This is a genomic window from Streptomyces sp. NRRL S-350, assembly GCF_000719705.1.
Classification (GTDB): domain Bacteria; phylum Actinomycetota; class Actinomycetes; order Streptomycetales; family Streptomycetaceae; genus Kitasatospora.
Map to the genome: position 1 here is coordinate 1 of NZ_JOHO01000061.1, position 21728 is coordinate 21728.

19 protein-coding genes and 1 pseudogene are annotated in these 21728 nt (G+C 73.8%); 12 read left to right on the top strand and 8 right to left on the bottom strand.

The features are described from left to right. The 4 genes and pseudogenes from IF30_RS0133485 to IF30_RS44130 all read left to right on the top strand — a co-directional run. Nucleotides 1-546: electron transfer flavoprotein subunit beta/FixA family protein (locus IF30_RS0133485; RefSeq protein ID WP_030245556.1), on the top strand; the 546-nt coding region annotated here is incomplete at its 5' end. 41 nt (nucleotides 547-587) lie between these two features. After that, nucleotides 588-1475, top strand: a pseudogene (locus IF30_RS0133490) (electron transfer flavoprotein subunit alpha/FixB family protein); the annotation flags it as partial. Between the two features lie 308 nt (nucleotides 1476-1783). Beyond that, nucleotides 1784-3205 carry an acyl-CoA synthetase gene (locus IF30_RS0133495; protein WP_030245561.1) on the top strand — a complete coding sequence of 474 codons (1422 nt, stop codon included), beginning with the start codon at nucleotides 1784-1786 and terminating at the stop codon, nucleotides 3203-3205. A gap of 341 nt (nucleotides 3206-3546) precedes the next feature. Continuing rightward, nucleotides 3547-4428 carry a C40 family peptidase gene (locus IF30_RS44130; protein ID WP_051711753.1) on the top strand — a complete coding sequence of 294 codons (882 nt, stop codon included), beginning with the start codon at nucleotides 3547-3549 and terminating at the stop codon, nucleotides 4426-4428. On the opposite strand, the gene IF30_RS0133505 is transcribed toward IF30_RS44130, so the two are convergent. Next, the gene (locus IF30_RS0133505; RefSeq protein WP_030245565.1) at nucleotides 4401-4859 is read right to left on the bottom strand and encodes a PfkB family carbohydrate kinase; all 459 of its coding nucleotides are present in this window, start codon (nucleotides 4857-4859) and stop codon (nucleotides 4401-4403) included. The genes IF30_RS44130 and IF30_RS0133505 overlap by 28 nt on opposite strands. Nucleotides 4860-5458: 599 nt before the next feature. Between IF30_RS0133505 and IF30_RS0133510 the strand changes: the two genes are divergently transcribed. Together IF30_RS0133510 and IF30_RS0133515 are read left to right on the top strand one after the other, a co-directional pair. Then, nucleotides 5459-6526, top strand: a complete 1068-nt coding sequence (locus tag IF30_RS0133510) for an NUDIX hydrolase (protein WP_030245566.1) — start codon at nucleotides 5459-5461, stop codon at nucleotides 6524-6526. A 148-nt stretch (nucleotides 6527-6674) separates the two neighbouring features. Next, nucleotides 6675-7559 carry a DUF4184 family protein gene (locus tag IF30_RS0133515; RefSeq protein WP_030245568.1) on the top strand — a complete coding sequence of 295 codons (885 nt, stop codon included), beginning with the start codon at nucleotides 6675-6677 and terminating at the stop codon, nucleotides 7557-7559. On the opposite strand, the gene IF30_RS0133520 is transcribed toward IF30_RS0133515, so the two are convergent. Next, nucleotides 7535-8899 (bottom strand): dipeptidase, encoded by a 1365-nt coding sequence (locus IF30_RS0133520; protein ID WP_030245570.1) that lies wholly within the window; start codon nucleotides 8897-8899, stop codon nucleotides 7535-7537. The genes IF30_RS0133515 and IF30_RS0133520 overlap by 25 nt on opposite strands. A gap of 310 nt (nucleotides 8900-9209) precedes the next feature. Between IF30_RS0133520 and IF30_RS0133525 the strand changes: the two genes are divergently transcribed. Continuing rightward, nucleotides 9210-10472 (top strand): geranylgeranyl reductase family protein, encoded by a 1263-nt coding sequence (locus tag IF30_RS0133525; RefSeq protein ID WP_030245572.1) that lies wholly within the window; start codon nucleotides 9210-9212, stop codon nucleotides 10470-10472. A gap of 114 nt (nucleotides 10473-10586) precedes the next feature. Here IF30_RS0133525 and IF30_RS0133530 read toward each other — a convergent pair whose 3' ends face one another. Continuing rightward, nucleotides 10587-11573 carry an ArsR/SmtB family transcription factor gene (locus tag IF30_RS0133530; protein WP_030245574.1) on the bottom strand — a complete coding sequence of 329 codons (987 nt, stop codon included), beginning with the start codon at nucleotides 11571-11573 and terminating at the stop codon, nucleotides 10587-10589. 268 nt (nucleotides 11574-11841) lie between these two features. On the opposite strand from IF30_RS0133530, the gene IF30_RS0133535 reads away from it, so the two are divergent. Beyond that, nucleotides 11842-13173, top strand: a complete 1332-nt coding sequence (locus tag IF30_RS0133535) for an MFS transporter (RefSeq protein WP_030245577.1) — start codon at nucleotides 11842-11844, stop codon at nucleotides 13171-13173. Nucleotides 13174-13237: 64 nt separating this feature from the next. On the opposite strand, the gene IF30_RS0133540 is transcribed toward IF30_RS0133535, so the two are convergent. Further along, nucleotides 13238-13642 carry a RidA family protein gene (locus tag IF30_RS0133540; RefSeq protein ID WP_030245579.1) on the bottom strand — a complete coding sequence of 135 codons (405 nt, stop codon included), beginning with the start codon at nucleotides 13640-13642 and terminating at the stop codon, nucleotides 13238-13240. 65 nt (nucleotides 13643-13707) lie between these two features. Continuing rightward, nucleotides 13708-14661, bottom strand: coding sequence for an ATP-grasp domain-containing protein (locus tag IF30_RS0133545; protein ID WP_078891906.1), 954 nt, complete (start codon nucleotides 14659-14661; stop codon nucleotides 13708-13710). Nucleotides 14662-14952: 291 nt separating this feature from the next. Between IF30_RS0133545 and IF30_RS0133550 the strand changes: the two genes are divergently transcribed. Continuing rightward, a complete protein-coding gene (locus IF30_RS0133550) occupies nucleotides 14953-15726 on the top strand; it encodes an enoyl-CoA hydratase family protein (protein ID WP_030245581.1) in 774 nt (257 codons plus the stop codon). Between the two features lie 160 nt (nucleotides 15727-15886). Here IF30_RS0133550 and IF30_RS0133555 read toward each other — a convergent pair whose 3' ends face one another. Further along, nucleotides 15887-16651, bottom strand: a complete 765-nt coding sequence (locus tag IF30_RS0133555) for a maleylpyruvate isomerase family mycothiol-dependent enzyme (protein WP_030245583.1) — start codon at nucleotides 16649-16651, stop codon at nucleotides 15887-15889. Nucleotides 16652-16868: 217 nt separating this feature from the next. Here IF30_RS0133555 and IF30_RS0133560 point away from each other — a divergent pair, with 217 nt between their 5' ends. Next, entirely contained in the window at nucleotides 16869-17624 is a 756-nt protein-coding gene (locus IF30_RS0133560; RefSeq protein ID WP_030245586.1) for an acyltransferase, read from the top strand. 242 nt (nucleotides 17625-17866) lie between these two features. Continuing rightward, complete coding sequence (locus IF30_RS0133565) at nucleotides 17867-18229, top strand: peptidoglycan-binding domain-containing protein (protein ID WP_030245588.1); 363 nt, start codon at nucleotides 17867-17869, stop codon at nucleotides 18227-18229. A 185-nt stretch (nucleotides 18230-18414) separates the two neighbouring features. Here IF30_RS0133565 and IF30_RS0133570 read toward each other — a convergent pair whose 3' ends face one another. Further along, entirely contained in the window at nucleotides 18415-19728 is a 1314-nt protein-coding gene (locus tag IF30_RS0133570) for a PucR family transcriptional regulator (protein WP_051711755.1), read from the bottom strand. Between the two features lie 224 nt (nucleotides 19729-19952). Between IF30_RS0133570 and IF30_RS0133575 the strand changes: the two genes are divergently transcribed. Continuing rightward, nucleotides 19953-20873, top strand: a complete 921-nt coding sequence (locus IF30_RS0133575) for an esterase/lipase family protein (RefSeq protein WP_420791181.1) — start codon at nucleotides 19953-19955, stop codon at nucleotides 20871-20873. Nucleotides 20874-21015: 142 nt separating this feature from the next. Here the strand turns inward: IF30_RS0133575 and IF30_RS0133580 are convergent, their stop codons facing one another. Continuing rightward, nucleotides 21016-21603, bottom strand: coding sequence for a HutD family protein (locus IF30_RS0133580; protein WP_030245600.1), 588 nt, complete (start codon nucleotides 21601-21603; stop codon nucleotides 21016-21018). Nucleotides 21604-21728 lie beyond the last annotated feature (125 nt).

The window sequence follows — 21728 nt, forward strand, 5'->3', positions numbered from 1 at the left end:
GCGGACCGGGCCGTGCACGTGAGCGACGAGGACATCCACGGTTCGGATGTGATGGCGACGTCGGCGGTCGTGGCGAAGGCGTTGGAGCGGACCGGGTTCGATCTGGTGATCGGTGGGATGGCGTCGACGGACGGCACGATGGGTGTGCTGCCGGCGTTGTTGGCGGAGCGTCTGGGTGTGCCGCAGGTGACGTTGCTGTCGGAGGTGTCGGTCGAGGGCGGTGTGGTGCGGGGCCGTCGTGACGGGGATGCGGCGACGGAGCTGGTGGAGGCGGCGTTGCCGGCGGTGGTGTCGGTGACGGACCAGTCGGGTGAGGCGCGGTACCCGTCGTTCAAGGGGATCATGGCGGCGAAGAAGAAGCCGGTGGAGTCGCTGGATCTGGACGATCTGGGGATCGGGGCGGACGAGGTGGGTCTGGCGGGGTCGTGGACGGCGGTGGAGTCGGTGGCGGCGCGTGCGGCGCGGACGGCGGGCACGGTCGTGAAGGACGAGGGTGAGGGCGGCAAGGCGCTCGCCGGGTTCCTGGCCGGTCAGAAGTTCATCTAGTCCCTTCCCTGGTTACCTGCGAAACACGGAGACATTGAGCAATGGCTGAGATTCTCGTCCTGGTGGACCACGCGGATGGTGTGGTGCGCAAGCCGGCCCTGGAGTTGTTGACGCTGGCGCGTCGGATCGGTGAGCCGTCGGCGGTGGTGCTGGGGGCCGGTGGCGCGGCCGCGGGTGTCGCGGCGAAGGCTGCCGAGTACGGTGCGGTGAAGGTGTACGTGGCGGAGGGGGCGGAGTTCGCGGATCTGCTGGTGGTGCCGAAGGTGGACGCGCTGGCGCAGATCGCGAAGGCGAACGGTGTGGGGGCGGTCTTGGTGACGTCCTCGGGGGAGGGCAAGGAGGTCGCGGCGCGGGTGGCGTTGCGGCTGGGTTCGGGTGTGATCACCGATGCGGTGGACGTGGAGGCGGGTGAGGGTGGCCCGGTGGCGACGCAGTCGGTGTTCGCGGCGTCGTTCCAGGTGAAGTCCGTGGTGACGCGGGGGGTGCCGGTGATCACGGTGAAGCCGAACGCGGTGGCGCCGGAGGCGGCGCCGGCGGCGGGTGCGGTGGAGGAGGTGTCGGTGGAGTTCACCGGCGCCGCGGCCCGGGTGACGTCGCGGACGGCGCGGGTGTCGACGGGTCGTCCGGAGCTGACGGAGGCTGCGATCGTGGTGTCCGGTGGTCGTGGTGTCGGTGCGGCGGAGGGCTTCGGGGTGGTCGAGGAGCTCGCGGACGCGCTGGGCGCGGCGGTGGGCGCCTCGCGTGCGGCGGTCGACGCCGGCTGGTACCCGCACAGCAGCCAGGTCGGCCAGACCGGCAAGCAGGTCTCCCCCCAGCTCTACATCGCGGCGGGCATCTCCGGTGCCATCCAGCACCGGGCCGGCATGCAGACGTCGAAGACCATCGTGGCCGTCAACAAGGACCCGGAGGCCCCGATCTTCGAGCTGGTGCCGGAGCCCGGAGCCCGGAGCCCGGGCGGCCAGGCAGCGGCCCGTAGAGTCGGCGTGAGCACGTGACGGGAGGTCATGAGCCGACCTCATGAGCCGACCTCATGAGCCGACCTCATGAGCCGACCTCATGCGCCGAGGTCATGAGCTGGCCTCATGGCCCGACCTCATGAGCCGGCCTCATGGCCTTGGCATGAGGCCGGCTCATGACCTCGGCAGGTGGCGTGCGGGGTATGAGTTGACCGCATTACCCGAACGGGTGAGCTGCGGGACGCGACGCGATGGCGTGGGACGAGGGCGAGGACGGTGGCATGGCACTGCTGACGGCACTTCAGGGCGGCTTCGGCGACGTGGCGGACGCGCTGCGGATCGACGGCCGGACGCTCTCCCGGGAGGAACTGCTGGGCGCGGCGACCGCCGTCGCCGACCGGGTGGCGGGTGCCCCCGCGCTGGCGGTGCTCGCCCGGCCCACGGTCGAGACCGTCACCGCCGTGGTGGGCGGCTTGCTGGCGGGAGTGCCGGTGGTGCCGCTGCCGCCCGACTCGGGGCCCAAGGAGCGCGAGCACATCCTGCGGGATTCGGGCGCGGTGCTCCTCGCCCATGCGGCTGGGGAGACGCTGCCGGAGGGGACTCCGGTGGAGGGGCTGCCGGTCGATCCCGGGCAGCACTCCGCCGCCACGTACGCCGAACCGGCTGCCGAGTCGGTCGGCTTCGTGCTCTACACCTCGGGAACCACCGGCGCGCCCAAGGGCGCGGTGATCCGGCGCGAGGCGATCGCCGCAGACCTGGACGCCCTGGCCGCGGCCTGGCAGTGGACCGCCGAGGACACCCTCGCCCACGGTCTGCCCCTGTTCCACGTGCACGGGCTCCTGCTCGGTGTGCTCGGCGCCCTGCGCACCGGGAGCCGGCTGGTGCACACCGGCCGGCCGACCGCGCAGGCCTACGCCGCGGCGGGCGGCAGCCTCTACTTCGGCGTGCCCACGGTCTGGTCCCGGCTGGCGGCCGATCCGGAGGCGGCGGCCCGGCTGGCCGCGGCCCGGCTGCTGGTCTCCGGCAGTGCCCCCCTGCCCGTGCCGGTGTTCGAGAAGTTGGCGGCGCTCACCGGGCACGCCCCGATCGAGCGGTACGGCATGACCGAGTCGCTGATCACCGTCAGCACCCGGGCGGACGGCGAGCGGCGGCCGGGGAGCGTCGGGCTGCCGCTGGACGGGGTGCGCACCCGGCTGGTCGGCGAGGACGGCGCCCCGGTGCCGCACGACGGGGAGACCGTCGGTGAGCTGCAGGTCTGCGGCCCGACACTGTTCAGCGGGTACCTCAACCGGCCGGACGCGGACGCCGAGGCGTGGACGTCGGACGGGTGGTTCCGCACCGGCGACGTCGCGGTGATCGGGCCGGACGGCTTCCACCGGATCGTCGGCCGCGCCTCGGTGGACCTGATCAAGAGCGGCGGCTACCGGATCGGTGCGGGCGAGGTGGAGGCCGCGCTGCGTGACCACCCGTCGGTCGCCGACGCGGCGGTGGTCGGCGTGCCGGACGAGGACCTCGGGCAGTCGATCGTGGCGTACGTCATCCCGGACGGCACCGTGACGGGGGAGCAGCTGACGGCCTTTGTGGCGGAGCGGCTGTCGGTGCACAAGCGGCCGCGCCGGGTCGTCCTGGTGCCCGAACTGCCCAGGAACGCCCTGGGAAAGGTGCTGAAGAAGCAGCTGTTGGCGGAGGACGGCGGCCGGTGATGAGGGGGCGTCGGATCGCCCTGCGGTGACGGGCTCTCACCCTGATGCGCCGTCGGCGCTCACCGCCCGTGACCCTTCCATTGGCGCACTCCACTGCGCGCTGTGAGCGGACGCGTGCCTAACGTGACACGCAGGCAGAACTGAATCCCCGGGCGACGGCGCCACTGCTTCCGGTCGTGGAGCCGGAGGCCGCGGCTCGTCCGACGGGGATCTGCCGAGCCGTACGAACCGGCGGTGCCGGGGCGTACGGCGGATCCGAAGCAGTTCCGCAGCCGCCGCCCGGCGGCCGTCCGCAGAGATTCGCAGCAGTGAAGCTCGCAGCAGTGAAGGAAGTCAGCAGGATGACCACCGTCAACACCGGCGCGCCGGATGCCGCCGACGAACCGACCGGGCAGCAGTGTGCTGCCGCCGCCCCTTCCTCCCGTCCGGCCCGGGCCGCGCGGCTTCGGCGGGGGATAGGCATGGTGGCCGTGATCGTGGCCGGAGCGGGCGTGTTCGGCCTCGGCACCGGTGTGAGCCCCGCGGCCGCTGAGTCCGCGCCGGCGCACGCCGGGTGGGACGGCTCGCGGTACTGGTTCAAGAACAGCCAGGGGCAGTGGCGCTGGACCTCGCACTACAGCGTGTACGTGACGCGCACAGGGGGCGGAGCGAAGTCCTCCGGCACGTCGTCGAGCGGCGCGAAGTCGAGCGGGGGGATCAAACAGGGGTGGGACGGGTCGCGCTACTGGTTCCGCAACAGCAAGGGCGAGTGGCGCTGGACCTCGCACTACGACGTCTACCTGGCGCGGACCGGCGGCGGCTCCTCGTCCTCGGCCGGTTCCTCCGGCTCGGGATCGGTCCACGACTCGGTCGCCGAGGACCAGGACGTCGAGACCGCCGTGCAGTACGCGCTCGCCCAGCTGGGCAAACCGTTCCGCACGGCGGGCAACGGGCCGGACGGCTACGACTGCTCGGGCCTGGTGCAGCAGTCCTTCAAGCGCGGCGGCATCAGCCTGCCGAGGGTCGCCAACGACCAGTACGCGGCGACCACGCCGATCAGGGCGAGCCAGCTGCGCCGCGGTGACCTGCTCTTCTGGTCGCCGGACGGGACCGCCCGGGGCATCCAGCACGTGGCGATCTACCTGGGCAACAACCAGTACGTCGAGGCCGCGCGGCCCGGGACCAACATCAGGATCTCGGGGATCAGCAGCGGCTACTACCCGACGTACATGGGGCGGCCGTAGCGCGCCCTGACCGGTCCGCAGGTCGGGGGCGCCCGTTTCGGCGGGCGCCTCCGGCGTGTGTTGTTCCGTGGGCGCGTGTTCGGGGTGTTCGGGGTGTTCGGTGCGGTCGTCCGCGCGGTCGGGGGTCGGCGGTCGGGGGTCGGTGGGGCGGGGAGGGCGCCGCGGGCACCGAGGGCGGTGACGGCGAAGGCCCCGGGGGCGACGGCCGTCGTGGCCGCGGTGGGGAGGCCGGCACCGCGCGCGAGTCCGGCGGCGAGGGCGCCGCTGAAGACGGCACCGGCCCCCGTGGTGGCGACCACCCGGACGGCGGGGGCGGGCAGCCGGATCGGCCGGTCCTCGGTGACGACCTCCGCAGCGGGCAGCTCGGCGAGGGTTGCCTCGCCCTCGGCGTCGCCTCCGACCTTGGCGACCAGGTGGGTCGCCTCGCCCATCCGGGCCAACCGCCACCGTCTGGTTCGCGCCGTTGCCGCCGAAGCCCTGGGGGACGGCGGCGGGGACGGCCCCGCCCGCCGGGGGAGGGGAGCGCGGGGCAACGGAGGATCCGGTCGGTGTTGACCGCTCCGATGACGACCACTCGGCCGACGGGCAGCAGCTTCATGGTTCCTCCGTACGGGCCGGGGTGCGGGTGGCGCGAGGAGGTCGCGGTGCGGCGGAACCCCGGGGCGGGCCGACGGCGCGCGGGCGTGGGCGGAAGGGTGTCGGGGGCGTCACCGGTGTAGGAGCGGGGGCGCGCGAACGGGGGCGCGCGAGCGGGGCGCGTACGGCAAGTCTGCCCACTCGAGTTCCTGTGGGTGAGCAGTGGTGAAGGGGCGCAATTTTGATGTAGACCGGTCTGCGGGTTTCCGGTCGTAGGCGCCTGGCCTGGGCACATGCCGCTGTCACGGGGCACGCCGGGGCGCGCGGACAGGCGCGATGGGCAGGCATGGGGAGCGGCGTGGCGCGGGTACCACCACGGGTGGCGCTGGTTCGGCTGACGGGCGCGCTGCCCGGTGCGAACGGCATCGGGGGAAGTCTAGGGGCAGGGGACGTTGTGATCGTCTGGGTCAATGGCACATTCGGGGCGGGCAAGACGAGTGCCTGCCGCGAGCTGGTGGAACTGCTGCCGGGGAGCGTGCTCTTCGATCCCGAACTGGTGGGCTCCGGTCTGCGTCGGATGCTCCCGGCCGACCGGCTGGCAACGGTGTCCGACTTCCAGGACCTGGCGGCCTGGCGCCGGCTCGTCCCCGAGACGGCGGCCGCGCTGCTCAATGAGGTCGGGGGCCCGCTGGTGGTCCCGATGACCCTGCTCAGAGAGGACTACCGGGACGAGATCTTCGGCGACCTGGCCTCGCACGGGATCACGGTGCATCACGTCGTGCTGGACCCAGAAGAAACGATCCTGCGCGACCGCATCGCCCAGCGCGACGAGTGCCCGGGTGACCCGGCAGCCAGCGAGCGGGTCCGCGCGTGGTGCCTCGAACACCTGCCCCGCTACCGCGCCGCCCGCCGCTGGCTGGTCGGCGACGCCCGGTTGATCGACACCGGCGAGCTCACCCCCCGGGAGACCGCGCTCCGGATCGCCGAGCTGGTCAGGGTCGGCGCCGCGCGCTGCCCGATCGTCCAGACCCCGGACCCGACCGGGGACACCGTCGCCTCCGCCGTCCTGTTGTTCGACGAGCAGGACCGCGTCCTGCTCGTCGACCCCGTCTACAAGCCCGACTGGGACTTCCCCGGCGGCGTGGTCGAACGCGGCGAAGCCCCCACCGACGCCGCCCTGCGCGAGACCGCCGAGGAACTGGGTCTGCGCCTCGACCCGGCCGGCCTGCGCCTGCTCGCCGTCGACTGGGAACCCCGCACCGGCCCGCGGCGCGGGGGCCTGCGGCTGATGTACGACGGCGGCCTGCTGGACGCCGCGGGCCGCCAGAACCTGCTGCTGCAGCAGGAGGAACTGCGCAGCTGGCGCTTCGTCACGCTGGACGAGTCGGCCGAACTGCTGCCGCCGAGCCGGTACCGTCGCCTCGCGGCCGCCCTGGACGCCCGGCGGAGCGGCGAGCTGCGGTACCTGGAAGCGGGGTGCCGGGTGGCGGTCGGCTTGGCGAGCACGGCGGACGCGGCGTAGCCGGCCGAGCCGTGCCGACGGGGCGCTCGCGTTCGCCAGGGCCGGCGGGGCCGGCGTGGCTGGAGGGGACGGCAGGTCTGGAAGGGCTTATAAGCCGCCGGGGCCGCCGGGTTGGCCCGGCAGTCGGTGTGGGCGGGAGGATGGCGGCATGCCGTTCACACTGAGCCACCCCGCTGCCGTCCTGCCCCTGCTGCGCCGCGCCGGGGAGCGTGGGCCGTTGGTGGCGTCGGCGCTGGTCGCCGGGTCGATGGCGCCCGACGTCCCGTTCTTCGCCGAGTCGCTGCTGCCCGGGGTGTACGGCCACGGCGGTCTGACGCACCGCTGGTGGGCGGTGCCGACGCTCGATGTGGCGATCGCCGGTGCGCTGGTGGCCGGTTGGCACGGCCTGCTCCGGGCGCCGCTCGTGGCGCTGCTGCCCGAGCGGTGGGCCGGCGGCGCCGAGGCGCTGACGGCCCGGCGGGCAGGACTCGGCCCGGGCCTGGACACGGGCGTCGGCCTGCACACTGGCGCGGGCGCGGACGCGGCGTGGTTCGCGGCCTCGGCGGCGATCGGCGCGGCCACCCACGTCGGCTGGGACGCGTTCACGCACGGCGGCCGGCTGGGCGTGCGGCTGCTGCCCGTACTGGACCGGCAGGTAGCCGGGGTGCCGCTGTACGAGGCGCTGCAGTACGGCAGTTCGGCGCTCGCGCTGGCGGCGATGGGCGGCTGGGCGGCGCGTGCGGTGCGGTCCGTCGAGCCCGTGCGTCCGGCCGTCGGGCTCGCGCCCCGGACGCGACGGGCCGCCGTCGCGGTGCTGGGCGCGGCGACGGCGGCCGGGGTGTTGCAGCGGCTCAGCCCGTTGAAGCGGAACCTGGTGCCGGAGGTCTGCTTCGGTGCCGGGGCAGGGCTCGCGGTGGGTGCGGTCGGGTACGCGGCGGTGGTGGCGGCCGCCCGCCGGCTGCGGGGCGGGCGGCCGGGGCCCGGGCCGGGAGCCGCTGCCCCCGGCCCGACACCCCGGAGCGACGCCCGTCAGGCGGAGCGCAGTTCGGCGTAGCGGCGCAGGAACAGGGCCTCGGTGAGGGCCATCCGCTCCAGCTCCTGCGGGTCCACGCTCTCGTTGACCGCGTGGATCTGGGTGGTCGGTTCCTCGACCCCGATCAGCACGATCTCGGCCTGCGGGTAGAGCGAGCGCAGCGTGTTGCAGAGCGGGATCGAGCCGCCCTCGCCGGAGGCGACCATCTCGGTGCCGAAGGCCTCGGCCATCGCCTCGCCCATCGCCTCGTACGCCGGGCCGGTGGTGTCGGCGCGGAACGGGGAGCCGACGCCCTGGCGCTGGACGGTGAGCCGGGCGCCCAGCGGGACGTGCGCCTCCAGGTGGGCGACCAGCGCCTCCTGGGCGGCGGAGGCGTCCATGCCCGGCGGGACGCGCAGGCTGATCAGGGCCTTGGCGGCCGCCTGGACGGAAGAGGTGGCTCCGATCACGGGCGGGGCGTCGATGCCGAGGACGGTGACGGCGGGGCGAGCCCACAGCCGGTCGGCGATGGTGCCGGTACCGGTCAGGGCGACACCGTCGAGCACCTTGGCGTCGACGCGGAACTGCTCCTCGGGGTACTGCACGCCCTCCCAGCTCTGGTCGGAGGTCAGGCCGGCGACGGCGACGTCGCCGTTCTCGTCGTGCAGCGAGGCGAGGATCCGGACCAGGGACTGCAGTGCGTCCGGGGCGGCGCCGCCGAACGCACCGGAGTGCAGGTTGCCGGCCAGGGTGGTGACCGAGGCCTCGACCACGGTCATGCCGCGCAGCGAGGCGGTGACGGTGGGCAGGCCGGGGGCGAAGTTGCCGGTGTCGCCGATGACGATGGCGTCGGCGGCGAGCAGCTCGGGGTGCGCCTCGGCGTAGCGCTCCAGACCGCCGGTGCCCTGCTCCTCCGAGCCCTCGACGATGATCTTCAGGCTGACCGGGTAGCCGTCCCCGTACACCTGGCGCAGTGCCCGCAGGGCGGTCAGGTGCATCAGGATGTTGCCCTTGCAGTCGGCGGCGCCGCGCCCGTACCAGCGGCCGTCACGCTCGGTCAGCTCGAAGGCGGGGCTGAGCCAGGCGTCCTCGTCGAGCGGGGGCTGGACGTCGTAGTGCGAGTAGAGCAGGACGGTCGGCGCGCCCTCCGGGCCGGGCAGCTCGGCGTAGACGGACTGGGTGCCGTCCGGGGTGTCGAGCAACTGGACCTTGGTCAGGCCCTCGGCGGCGAATGCGTCGGCGACCCAGCGCGCGGCCTTCTCGCACTCCTCGACCGGGAACTGGCGCGGGTCGGCGACCGACGGGAAGGCGACCAGTTCGGCGAGGTCGGTGCGGGCACGGTCCATCAGGGACCGGACGGCGTCGGCCAGGGGCTGTGACATCGGGGCTCCGAGGGGATGGGTCCGCCCGGGGGGTGACGCGGGCGGAGGCGGTTGCTTGGGGTACCGCCGATCATAGGCGGAGGGGAATCGGGCGCTTCGGGGCCGGGTGGGGCCGCGGTCGCGGGTGGTGAGCGGCTGGTCCCGGGCCGGGTGCGTCCGCGCTCCGGGGTCGGTGTCGCGGTCGTCCGGGGGCGGTGGCCTGTCGGTCGGGCGGCGCGGCGGAGTCCCGGTGGCGCGTCGTCCGGCGGAGCGGCGGAGTCCGGGTGGCGCGTCGTCCGGCGGGCTGGGCGGACGCATAGGATTGCTCGACGTGACTGACTCCGGAAGCTCCGATTCCCGTAGCCCGCTCGACAGCCCGCTCGACGACACGGCCTCGCTGCTCGACGACGCGGCCTCGCCGCTCGACGGCGTCTGGGACGTCGTGGTGGTCGGCGCCGGCCCGGCGGGCGCCTCGGCCGCGCACGCCGCCGCCGCCCAGGGCCGCCGGGTGCTGCTCCTCGACAAGGCCGAGCACCCCCGCTACAAGACCTGCGGTGGCGGCATCATCGGTCCCTCCCGGGACAGCCTGCCGCCGGACTTCCGGCTGCCGCTGCAGGACCGCGTGCACGCCGTCACCTTCGCCTACAACGGTCGGTACACCCGGACACGCCGTTCCCAGCGGATGCTGTTCGGCCTGGTCAACCGGGACGAGTTCGACCTGCGCCTGGTGCAGGCGGCCAAGGAGGCCGGGGCGGTGCTGGTCACCGGAGTGACCGTCACGGGCGTCGAGCAGCGCGGCGGCGAGCACCGGACGGCGCTGGTGACGGCGGCGGACGGTCGCACCTTCGAAGCCCGGGCGGTGGTCGGCGCGGACGGCAGCGCGAGCCGGATCGCCCGGCACGTCGGCGTCACCTTCGACCAGATCGACCTCGGCCTGGAGGCGGAGATCCCGGTGCCGCCGCAGGTCGCCGCCGACTGGGCCGGACGGATCCACCTCGACTGGGGCCCGCTGCCCGGCAGTTACGGCTGGGTCTTCCCGAAGACCGAGACCAGCAGCCTGACCGTCGGTGTCATCTCGGCGCGCGGCGACGGTGAGCAGACGAAGCAGTACCTCGCCGACTACATCCGGCGGTTGGGGCTGTCCGGATTCACCCCCAAGGTCGAGTCCGGGCACCTGACCCGTTGCCGGGCCGAGGACTCGCCGCTCTCCCGCGGCCGGGTGCTGGTCGCCGGAGACGCGGCGGGACTGCTCGAGCCGTGGACCCGTGAAGGCATCTCGTACGCGCTGCGCTCGGGCCGGCTGGCCGGCGAGTGGGCGGTCCGGGTCGCCGAGGCGGGCAACGCGGCGGCGGTGCGGCGCGAGGCGCTGAACTACGCGTTCGCGGTCAAGGCCGGGCTGGGTGTGGAGATGCGCGCGGGCAAGCAGCTGCTGGGTGCCTTCGAGCGGCGCCCGTACCTGTTCCACGCGGCGGTCTGCCTGATTCCGGCCGCCTGGCGGGCCTTCGCCAGGACCACCCAGGGGCGCACCACCTTCGCCCAGGTGCTGCGGCAGAACCGGGCGGCGCGGAAGCTGATGTCGATGGCGTCCCGGTAGGGCGCTCGAACCGCTGCGGGGCAGGTGCTTCGGTGCGGGGCCGGTGCTCCGGCGTCGGTCGCCCGGCTTCGGCCGTCGGCCGTCCGGCGTCGGTCGTCGGTCACCTGCCGACCGTCACCTGTTCGCACCCGTGAGCTCGTCGCCCAGCGGGCTGCGCCGGTACAGCACCGATCGGCCGTGGCGGGCCCGGTCGACCAGGCCGGTGGCCGCGAGGACGGCCAGGTGCTGGCTGACCGCACCGGGAGTGACGCCGAGGCGGTAGGCGAGGTCGGTGGTGGAAGCGGGCTCGGCGAGCATCGCCAGCAGTCGGGCCTTCGGTGCACCGACCAGCGCCTCCACGGCCTGCGGCGGCACCGGCGCGCCCCGACCGGCCATGCCCGCCTGCCCGCGGGCCGGGTAACTGATCTGCGGAGCCCGGTCTTTGCTGATCATCGTGATCGCGCCGCGGACGAAGAAGGTGGGACAGAGCACGAGGCCGCGCCCGTCCACGGGGGTCTCCACGTCCCCGTCCGTCCAGCGGTGGTTGATCGACAGCACGCCGTTCTCCCAGTGGAGCCGGTGGTCCAGGTCGGCGAAGAGGGCCGCCGCGCCGTGCCGGGCCAGCACCCGGGCGCGGTAGACCAGGTCGGCCTCCAGCACCGAGCGGGCCTGCGGCCACCAGGCGGGCGCGAGGCACAGCTCCCAGTACTCCTCCAGTGCGTCGGCGATCCGCGCCAACAGCCGCTCCGGGTGGGCGAGTCCGGCGGCGAGCCCGGGCGGAAGCGGTTGGCCGTGCAGGAGGAAGGTCTGCTCCAGCTCGGGGCGCAACTGCTCCGGCGGCAGCGCGCGGACGGTGGCGAGTTCGGCGTGGAACTCGGGCGCGGGGGAGGTGGGGCGGGGCGTCAGGAAGTCCGGCACGAACCGGTTCTCGGCGACGAGCGAGAGCAGCAGCCGTGAGTCGAGGCGTTCGAAGGTGGGCCTGATCTGTTCGAAGGCCCGGGTCTGGAGGTGGTAGACGCCCGGGTGGGTCCACATCCGCAGGCTGAGCACGGCTTCGAGGATCGGCGAGGCGGCGAACCAGGTGGTGGCGAGGTCGGCCAGGCGGAGGGTGAACCGGTGCACCGGGGTGTCCTCCTGCAGGGATCGGGTCGGGTCGGGCCGGGAGCCCGGTTGCGGAGTTGGATTCAGCCAGAGCCTAAAGGAGTACCGGGACTGCCTGGATCGGCGGTGGGATCGCTGCATGACCACGACGGCGGAGTCCCCCGCACCTTCCCCTGCCACGCCCGAAGCCTCCGCTGAGGCCGAAGCCGCCGGCGCGCCCGAAGCCCCCGGCGCGCCCGAAGCCCCCGGCGTGTCTGCGGCTCCCCCCAGCGGCGGTGTCCTCGGTGTCGTGCGACGCCGCCTGCACCCCGATCCGACGGTCCGCCGACTCGCCGGGATCACCCTGGTCAACACCGTGGGCAACGGCCTCTCCCTCTCCGTCTCGGTGCTGTTCTTCACCCGCGTGCTCGGTCTGAGCGCTGCCCAGCTGGGGCTCGGAATGACCGCCGCCGGTCTCTGCGGGGTGGCCGCCAGCGTGCCGGCCGGCCGGGCCGCCGACCGCTGGGGCGCCCGGCGGGTGCTGGTGGCGCTGGTCTCGGTGCAGGCGGTCGGCACCGCCGGGTACGCGCTGGTGCACAGCTACCCGGCGTTCGTGGCGCTGGCCTGCCTGGTCTCCGCAGTCGACCGCGGGTCCGCCGCCGTACGGAACGCGCTGTACGCCGAGGTGCTGCCCGCCGAGGGTCGGGTGGCGGGCCGGGCGTACCTGCGGGTGGTGACCAACGTGGGCATCTGCCTGGGCACGGCCCTGGGTGCGGTCGCCCTCCAGTGGGACACCCGGCCGGTCTACCTGACGGCGATCCTGGCCGACGCGGCCTCGTTCGTGGTCGTTGCCGTGCTGTTCCACCGCCTCGCCGACCTGCTGCGTCCGGTGGCGGGACGGTCATCGGTGGCCGAGCCGTCGGTGGCCGAGCCGACAATGGCCGAGCCGTCGGTGGCCGAGTCGTCACGGGGTTCTGGTGTCCCTGACCCGTCGGACCCTTCGGGCAAGGGGCGCAGGCAGGGCCGACGCCGGAATCCGGCGCTGCGGGACGGCCCGTTCCTCGCTGTGACCGTGCTGAACGCCGTGCTCTGCCTGCAGTTCGCCGTCCTGGAGGTCGGTGTGCCGCTCTGGATCGTCCAGGAGACCGACGCGCCGAGGATCACCGTCGCGGGCACCCTGGTGGTCAACACCCTGCTGGTGATCACCCTGCAGGTGCGGGCCACCCGCGGCACCGAGGAACGGGCGGTCGCCGCTCGGGCCTGCGGGCGCGCCGGGTTGGCGCTCGCGGCCTCCTGCCTGGTCATCTCGCTGGCGCACGGCCTGCCCGCGGCCCTCGCGGCCGTGGTGGTACTCGGCGGGGTGGCGCTGCAGTCCCTCGGTGAGGTCATCGGGCAGGCGGGCGGCTGGGCGCTCAGCTACGACCTCGCGGGCGAGCGCGACCACGGCGCCTACCAGGGCGTGTACAACGCGGGGACGGCAGCCGCAATGATGGCCGGTCCGGCGCTGGTCAGCACCCTGGTGATCGGGTACGGCGTGGCCGGCTGGGTCGCCCTGGGCGCGTTGCTCGCGGCGGCGGGCCTGACGATGCGTCCCGTCGTCCGGTGGGCCGGACGACGGGACGGCAGCCCCGGACCCGCCTGACGCCGGGGCCGCTCGCGGCCGGCGCGGGCCCGGGCCGCTCACGACCGGCCGGTTCCGGATCCGACTACTCGGGGACGACCGCCAGCGCCTCGATCTCGATCAGCACCTCGGGCTGGAACAGGGCCACGACCTGCATCGCGGACGCGGCAGGCAGGGGCAGGTCGCCCAGGTACTCGTCACGCGCGTCGCGGATGGCCGGGAGGTACGCGATGTCGGTCATGAAGAAGGTGAACTTCACGACGTGCTCGAACCCCGCCCCGGCGGCGGCCAGGCAGCGGCGCAGGTTCTCGAAGATCTGCCGCGCCTGCGCCTTCGGGTCGCCCACGCCGACGAGGTTCCGGTCCTCGTCGAAGGCGACCTGGCCGGAGACCTGGACCAGTCGGCCGGCGCCCGTGACGACCTGGGTGTAACCGGTGCCGGGCGCGACCCCGGGCGGCTCGGTGATGTGGGTGAGATGAGAGGTGGTCATGGCTCGGATGCTGGGCCATGAGCCACCGTGACCGCAAGTTCCACGTTCCCCGCCTCCGGCGACCGTCAGCGCAGCACCTCGGGCAGGTCGCGAAGGAACGGCCGGTCGGTGGCAGGGAGTTGGGCGGACGGTCCGCCCGCGCGCAACACCACGTCGAGCACCGCGTCCGGATCGGCGGCATAACCGCCGCTGGCCCAGGCCGCGTTGGCCTCCACCACCGCCCAACGGCCGCCTGTCGTAAGGCCGACGTCCACGACGGCGGCGCTCGGCAACGGCGCCTGCGTCACCGAGGCGGCCAGGACGTCGCGGGTGAACGCGAGCACCTCGGCGGCCTCTCCGCCGGACGCCTTCCCCGAGGCCCCGCCCGGCGTCGCGGCGGACCTGGGTGCGGCGGACTTCGGTGCGGCGGACGCGGGCGCGACGGCCATCGGTGCGACGGACAGGTCGCCGTCCACCGCGTAGCGCGAGCCGGCCCGCACCGTGCCGTCCAGCACGAACAGCCGGTACTCCGTGCCGAACCGCACCACCTCGCTCACCAGCACCGGCGTGTCACCGTCCAGGACCTCGGGCCCCGGCAGCGCCCCGCCGTCGGGGTACACCCGGGCGGCGAACAGCTTGTCGGCCGGCGGCTTGACGAAGGCCGGAGGCCGCAAGCGGCGCGCCTCGGCGAGCGTGGTGCAGGTGACCCGCCGTCCGGTCAGGGCGGGCGGCAGCCGGGTCAGCCAGTCGGCTGCCGGTTCCAGCAGACCGAGGCCGAGCTCCCGCCCGACGGCATCACCGAACAGGGGCCCGCCGTACACGTGCACCGTCGAGCCGAGCAGTTCTCCCGGGGCCTGCCAGGACGTGGCCACGCACGCCCGCAGGCCGCGCCGCCCGGCGGCGGTGCGCAGCTGGAGACCCGTGTCGTTGATGCGCGGGGCGAGGAGAAGGGCGGCGGTGCCGATGGTGCCGGCGCCGGCGACCTGCGAGATGCCCGTGCCCTGCGCGGTGTCGGTCGTCCGGCCGGGGTCGCTGGTCATGGGGACGATGCTGCCGTGGGTGCGACGGATCTGACCACCGGATTACGGCCCGCCGGGAGGGCGGTCGGCCTCGGCGGTGGGAGCGGCCCCGCTTTCCGCTGCCGGGGCCGGGCCGGGGCGGTCCGGGTCAGGGCGGGCCGGGGGCGGGGCCGGGCGAGGCGGGGCGAGACAGCGTGGGTTGGCTCTGGCCGCGGGACGGGTGGGCGTGCCAAAGTCGTCCGGGCGCGATCCGGGCACCCCGGACCGCGCCCGCAGTCCGACCCACCCTCAGCCGGAAGGCAGGCCCCGACGATGACCAGCGCAGAGCCCCTCGTCCGCGTCACCACCGCCGACGCCGTTACCACGCTCACCCTCGACTCTCCGCACAACCGCAACGCGCTCTCCACCCGTCTGATGGCCGAGCTGCACGCCGGTCTGGCGACGGCCGCAGCCGACCCGGAGGTCCGCGCCGTGGTGCTCGGCCACACCGGCAAGGTGTTCTGTGCGGGCGCGGACCTCTCGGAGGCGACCGGCGCGGACCCGACGGTCGGCCCGCGCGGCCTGGTCGAGTTGCAGCGGGCGATCGTGGACTGCGCCAAGCCGGTGATCGCCCTCATCGACGGGCACGTCCGGGCCGGTGGCCTGGGCCTGGTCGGCGCGGCGGACCTCGCCGTCGCCGGACCGGCCTCGACCTTCGCCTTCACCGAGGTCCGGCTCGGCCTCGCGCCCGCCGTCATCTCGCTGCCGCTGCGTCCCAAGCTGGAGCCGCGCGCCTCCTCCCGCTACTACCTCACCGGGGAGGTCTTCGACGCCGCCGAGGCCGCCCGGATCGGCCTGATCAGCAGCGCAACCGGGTCCGCCGAGGAAACCGGTGTCGTGCTGAAGGGGCTGCTGGACGCGCTGCGCCAGGGCTCGCCGCAGGGCCTGGCGGAGTCGAAGCGGCTGGCCAACGCGGACGTGGTGCGCTCCTTCACGCGGGACGCGGACGAGCTGGTGGAGCTCTCGGCGCGGCTGTTCGGCTCGGCGGAGGCGCAGGAGGGCATGCGGGCGTTCCTGGAGAAGCGGCCCGCGCGCTGGGTGCGCTGACAGCTGGGTGCGTTGACGGCGGCGTACTCGTGAGCGTGCCGTCGTTGAGCGGGCCCGACCGTCGGGGCGCGGGCGCGGGCGCGGGCGCGGGCGCGGCGCGAGCGTGGCTGCCGTCGTGTGAGCGCTACGCCCCGCCTCCCCGGCCGCGACGATCAGCTGATCAGCTGATCGTCGCGGCTTCGCTCCAGAGGTCGAGCAGGTCCTGGTCCCCGGTTGCCTCGACCTTCCGGGCCTGCCCGGCCGGCTGCCGGTTCCAGAGCAGCAGGTAGAGCTCGTGGGCGGGGCCGGTGAGGGTGAGATCGGCGGGCTTGGGGCTCTCGTCGGTGGTGACGGCCGGTGTCTCCTGGGTGATCGTCAGGTGCCAGGAAGGTGCGCCGTCGGTGGGCCGGACCCGGAGGGTGCGCGGCCGGTCGCTGCGCAGCGTGGCCCGGCTGCGGGTCATGAAGCCGCGCACCAGTTCGTCGATGCCGTCGAGGGCGAGCGCGGTGTCCACGGCCGGGCCGGGGGTGCCCGCGGCCGCGTCGGCGTCGTGGCGGTGGATCGCGGTCTCGTGCGCCTGGCGCCGGGCCCAGAACGCCAGCGGGCTGGGGGCGGGCAGGAAGCTCCAGCACTCGATGTCGGCCGGGGCCTCGGTGAGCGTGGCCACCAGGGCGGCGTGGCCTTCGCGGAACCAGTCGAGCAGTGCGGCGTCCGAAGGCGGTGCCCCGATGGCGGCGTCCGCGTCCGCCTCGTCCAGTGGCGCCCGCAGGCCCCGGGCGAGGATGTCGGCGGCCCAACGGTGGACCCGGCCGGTGTGCCGCAGCAGGTCCGCCAGCTGCCAACCCGGGCAGGTGGGAACGGGGGCGGACAGCTCGGCACGGGCGGCGGCATCGGCGAGTCGGACACCCTCGTGGCGCAGTGCGTCGATGTGTTCGGTGATCTTCATGGGGCGGAGTCTTCCACCAGGGGCCGCCGACGGTCGCGGACTTCGGACATTCCCCCGGTGGCGGGTGGCGGGTGCCGAGTGTCTGGGCCCCCGTGCCGGGTGCCCGGTTTCCCCGCAGCCCGGTGCTGCGGTCGGTCGGGCAAGTGGGCTGGGGCGGCCGATGTGATGTTGGCCGCCTGGCGGCCGGGTGACTGCTACGGGCCGGTAACGTGAGCGCATGCCGATAACCCGTTCCGTCGTCTCCGCCCTCCGGGCCGGTGGCCGCCGTGCCGCAGGGCGCCTCGTGCACCGGGGCTGGCGCTGGGTGCAGCGGACCGGCGCGGTCACTAACCAGAGCCCGGGACCGTACCGGTTTGGCGAGCTGGGGGACGGCACGACGCTCGCCTTCCCGCTCGGTGCTGTGTTCAACGAGCAGTGGATCACCATCGGACCGTTCTCGATCGTCGGCGAGCGGGTCACCATCAGCGCCGGATTCCTGCCCGGCCTCGACCTCGGGCCGGTCCCGATCGTGCGGATCGGCGGCGGCTGCGTGATCGGCCGGGACAGCCACATCGTCGGTCACCAGTCGATCGTGCTCGGCGACGACGTCTGGACCGGACCCGGCGTCTACATCTCCGACCAGGCGCACGAGTACCGGGCCACCGACCTGCCGATCGGCAAGCAGTGGCCGCGCAACGAGCCGGTGGAGATCGGCGCGGGCAGCTGGATCGGCACCGGCGCGGTGATCCTGCCGGGAGCGAGGATCGGTCGCAACGTGGTGGTCGCGGCGGGGGCGGTGGTGCGCGGCGAGGTGCCCGATCACAGCGTCGTCGCCGGGGCGCCTGCCAAGGTGGTCCGCCGATGGACCGTGGAGGAGGGCTGGCAGCCCCCGCTGCGCCATGACGCGCCCCAGCCGGTGCCGGAGGGCGTGACGGCGGAGCAGTTGCGTGCCCTGGTGGGGTGGGACCTGAGGCTGCCGGGGGAGCAGGACTGAGGATCGTTTGGGCGATCCGTTGTTTTGTCGATCCTTTAGGCGACATCTCCGTTCTTCTGATGAATCGTCGGTTAGGGTGCCGCTTGTTTGACCATGATCGACCTTGGTTGACCTTGGTTGACCTGGGGTTGGGCTTGGTTGACCTGGGTTGGGCTTGGTTGATCCTGGTCGCCGTCGGGTGATCCTCGGCCGAGTGGTCGACCTTGACGGACATCGATAGATCCATCGAACGGGGGACTCCCATGCGCAACCGTCTCGTCGGCGGTCTCGTCACCGCCGGACTCGTGCTGGCGGCCGGTATCGCGACCGCGCCCACCGCCTCGGCGCAGGCCTCGCAGTACTGCGGCTACACCAGTGCTCAGCCCACCCTGCGCTACGGCAACACCGGTGACGCGGTGAAGCAGCTCCAGTGCGAGCTCAACCACGTCACGTACTCCTCCTGGAACAGCAGCCTGGACGAGGACGGGGTCTGGGGCTCCGCGACCGACAGCGCCGTCTGGCGGTTCCAGCGGTGCACCGGCCTCTCGCAGGACGGCGTCGTGGGCCCGATGACCTGGGACAAGGTGAACGGCTGGGTGCTGACCCACGGCTCGATCAACTGCTGAGGCCGGGACCGGACCGCTGAGCGGAGCTTTCGCGGCACCCGTGCCGTCGTCGTCGTGACCGACGGCGGTGGCGCGGGTGCCGCGTCGTGCCGTGAGGTGTTCGGGTTCGTGCCTTGTTCGGTGCCGTGCTCGTGTCGCGCAGTGCCGTGTCCGCGCCCTGCCAGGCGGGGTGGGGCTGGTCGGAACTACCGTACGGGCGAAGCCTGTTCGGCTGTCCGTGCGGCGAGGGCGGCGGTGATCCGCAGGATGTCGGCGGGGTGCGTCGGATCCAGGCCGGTCAGGACGGCGATGCGGCGCAGCCGGTAGTCGACGGTGTTCGGGTGCAGGTGCAGGGTGCTCGCCGTGTGCCGACGGTTGAGCCCGCCGCCCAGGTGGGTGCGCAGGGTGGTGAGCAACTCCCCGGTGTCGGCGAGGGGTTCCAGGAGGGCGGCGAGTCGGGCTCGGGCCTGGGTCGGTCGGGTGAGCTGATACTCCAGCAGGACGTCGTCCAGCCGGTGCAGTCCGGGCGGCCGCCCGAACGCCCGGGCGACCTCCAGGACTTCGTAAGCGAGAGCGGCCGCGTCGGGCACCCCGGCGGGAGCGGCTGCGGCGGCTCCGACCAGTACCGGCACGCCGGCCGCGCGGGACGCCGTGGCTAGGGTGGCGGCGAGGTGCGGCCAGGGGGCTTCGACGCCGGGGGCGCCGGGTGATTCCTGGGGCGGGCCGAACGGGACGAGAACCAGTCCGCCCGACGGTGTGAGCGCGGTGAGCGCCGACTGCCGTGTGCAGTGGTCGAGTTCGGCGGCCAGGCGCCGGAGCTTGCGGCGGCCGGCGATACCGGGGTCGACGCCGGGGGAGCGCTCGTCCGGGTGCTCGGCGACGGACAGGCAGAGGACGGCGTAGCCGGCGGACAGCCGGAGACCGGCCCGGGTGGCTGCCTCGTCGGCTGGTGCGCCCGCCAGCAGCGCGGTGAGCAGGGACTGCCGCGCTGCGTACCGGCGGTCGGCGGCCGGGCGGCGGCCCTCCAGGTAGCCCGCGCCGGCGGCGGTGACGGCCTGGCGGAGCTGGTCGAGCAGCAGCCGGTGGAGGACCAGTAGTTCGGCGGTGTCACTGTCCCGGGCGTGGCGGGTGACGAACTCCCAGCAGATCTCCAGTCCGAGGTGGTGGGCGAGCAGGACGGCGTCCAGTGGCAGGCCTTCCTCGGCGCGCCGGGCGGCGGCCTCCCGCACGGCGGTGAACTCCTCGGCCGGAGCGGGGAGTCCGGTGCGGACGGTGTGGGCGAGGGCGCGGATCCGGCGCTCGGTGTCCCGGGTGAGTTCGCCGGTGAGCTGTTCGCGGGGCAGGCGGTGGTAGACCGGCACGCGTTCCAGCAGGGCGGCGACCACGGCTTCGGCCAACTCGCGGACGGCGCGAAGGAGTCGTCGGTCGGCGGGCAGCCCGCCGATCACCGGGATCCGCCAACCCGGTGCCTGGGCGGAGGTGTCGGGGGGTGGGCAGTGGGGTGCGTTGTGACCGGTCACAGAGAACACCGTCCAGGTCTGGGGGACACCCAAGAGCCGGGCCGGAGGGGCGACCGCATGATGGAGCACTCGGGTTACCTGTTGGTAACAAACTTCCGCTGTGGAGGCAACAGTTGAGAACCCCACTTCTCCGCTTCTCCGCAAGTCCCTTCCGCCGGGCGTTCAGTCGCGCGTTCGGTGCGTTCCGCGCGTTCGGTACGTTCGGCGCGGCCGTGCTCGCAGGGGTGCTGCTCGTCGGCGCGACGACGGCTCCTGCGTACGCGGCCCCGACCGGCCCGGCGGTCCCGACCGCCGCCACGGCTGCCGAGGCCGCCGGCGGTGCTGCCGCTCTCAGTGCCCCGGGCGAGCTGCCGCCCGACGGCGACACGGTGGCCTCACCCCCCGGCGCCAACGACTGGAACTGCCGGCCCACCGCCGCGCACCCCGACCCGGTCGTCCTGGTGCACGGCACCTTCGCCAACCGCTACGAGAACTGGCTGGCGCTGTCCCCGCTCCTGAAGGGCCTCGGGTACTGCGTCTTCGCCCTCGACTACGGGACGATCCCCGGCGTCACCTCCACCGGCAGCGGCCTGCTGCTCCCGATCGGAGGCCTCGGCCCGGTGCCGGACTCGGCCGCCCAACTCGCCCGCTTCGTCGACCTGGTGCGCAACGCGACGGGCGCGGCCAAGGTCGACATCGTCGGGCACTCGCAGGGCGGCATGCTGCCGAACTACTACCTGAAATTCCTCGGCGGCGCCTCCAAGGTCGGCAAGCTGATCGGGCTCGCGCCGTCCAACCACGGCACGACACTCGACGGGATCACCAACCTCGCGCCGTACTTCCCGGGTGTGGCGGACCTGATTTTCACCGTCTGCCAGGCCTGCCGCGACCAGGCGGTGGGTTCGGACTTCAACACGACGATGGCCTCCCGCCCGGACACCGTGCCGGGCGGGCGCTACACGGTGATCTCGACCGTGTACGACGAGGTCGTCACCCCGTGGCGGACCCAGTTCCTGAACGGTGCCGACGTCGACAACCAGGTGGTGCAGAGCCACTGCCCGGTCTCGCTCGTCGAACACGTCGCGATCGCGTTCTCGCCGACGGCGCTGCACCTGGTGACCAATGCCCTGGACCCGGCACACGCCACGCCGGCGCTCTGCGGCTGACAGGGCAGACGGCGCTCCCGCTCCCGCTCCCGCTCCCCGGATTCGGGGGCGGGAGCGCCGGTCGTTCGACGGCAGCGCGTCAGCGTGGTCTCGACGCACCGTCGGCGGAGCGCCGGTGTCCGAGCCGTCGACGGGGGACGCGTCAGCGGGCGGTGCGGAAGGTGACGACGGCGGTGACTCCGCTCGGGCGCAGCTCGTGCGTGCCCGGGCAGTCGAGCAGGGCGGCGTCGTAGCAGGCGAGTTCGGCGGGGGCGAGTTCGGAGCCGCCGACGACCGCCGAGCCGGCGAGGCAGACGAGGAGGACGGTGCCTCCGGCCGGGACCTCGACGGTGGCGGGCGCGGTGACCGGGTCAACGGTGGCTTCGACCCGTCCGCGACGGGTCATCACGTTGAAGTCCACGACCGGGCCGGCCAGCAGCCGGCAGTCCGTGGTGGCGTCACCGGAGAAGGCGAACGGTCGGTACGGCGCGTCGACCAGCTGCTCGACGCCGTCGACGGTGAGTGCCATGCCGGCGCCCTCGGCCAGGGTGATCACCCGGTCGATGCCGGGAAAACGGGAGAACGGCCCGGCCGAGGCCACGTCGGCCAGGCTGACCCGCCACTCGAACCCGTCCAGCCCGGCGCCGGTCGGGAACCCGGCGACCTCCCTGGTCACCCCGCCCCCGTTGAGCCATGCCGTCGCCGGGCGCTCGCTCGCCCGCAGTACCTGGATGGGTTCGCTGGTCGTCATGGCCACGCATCCTGCCACTACCGGGGCAGGGCCGTCGCTGGGAGGGCGGCAGGGCAGGTAGCAGGTGACAGCTGAAGGACGACGGATGACAGATGACAGACGTTGAAATCTGTTATCTGTTATCT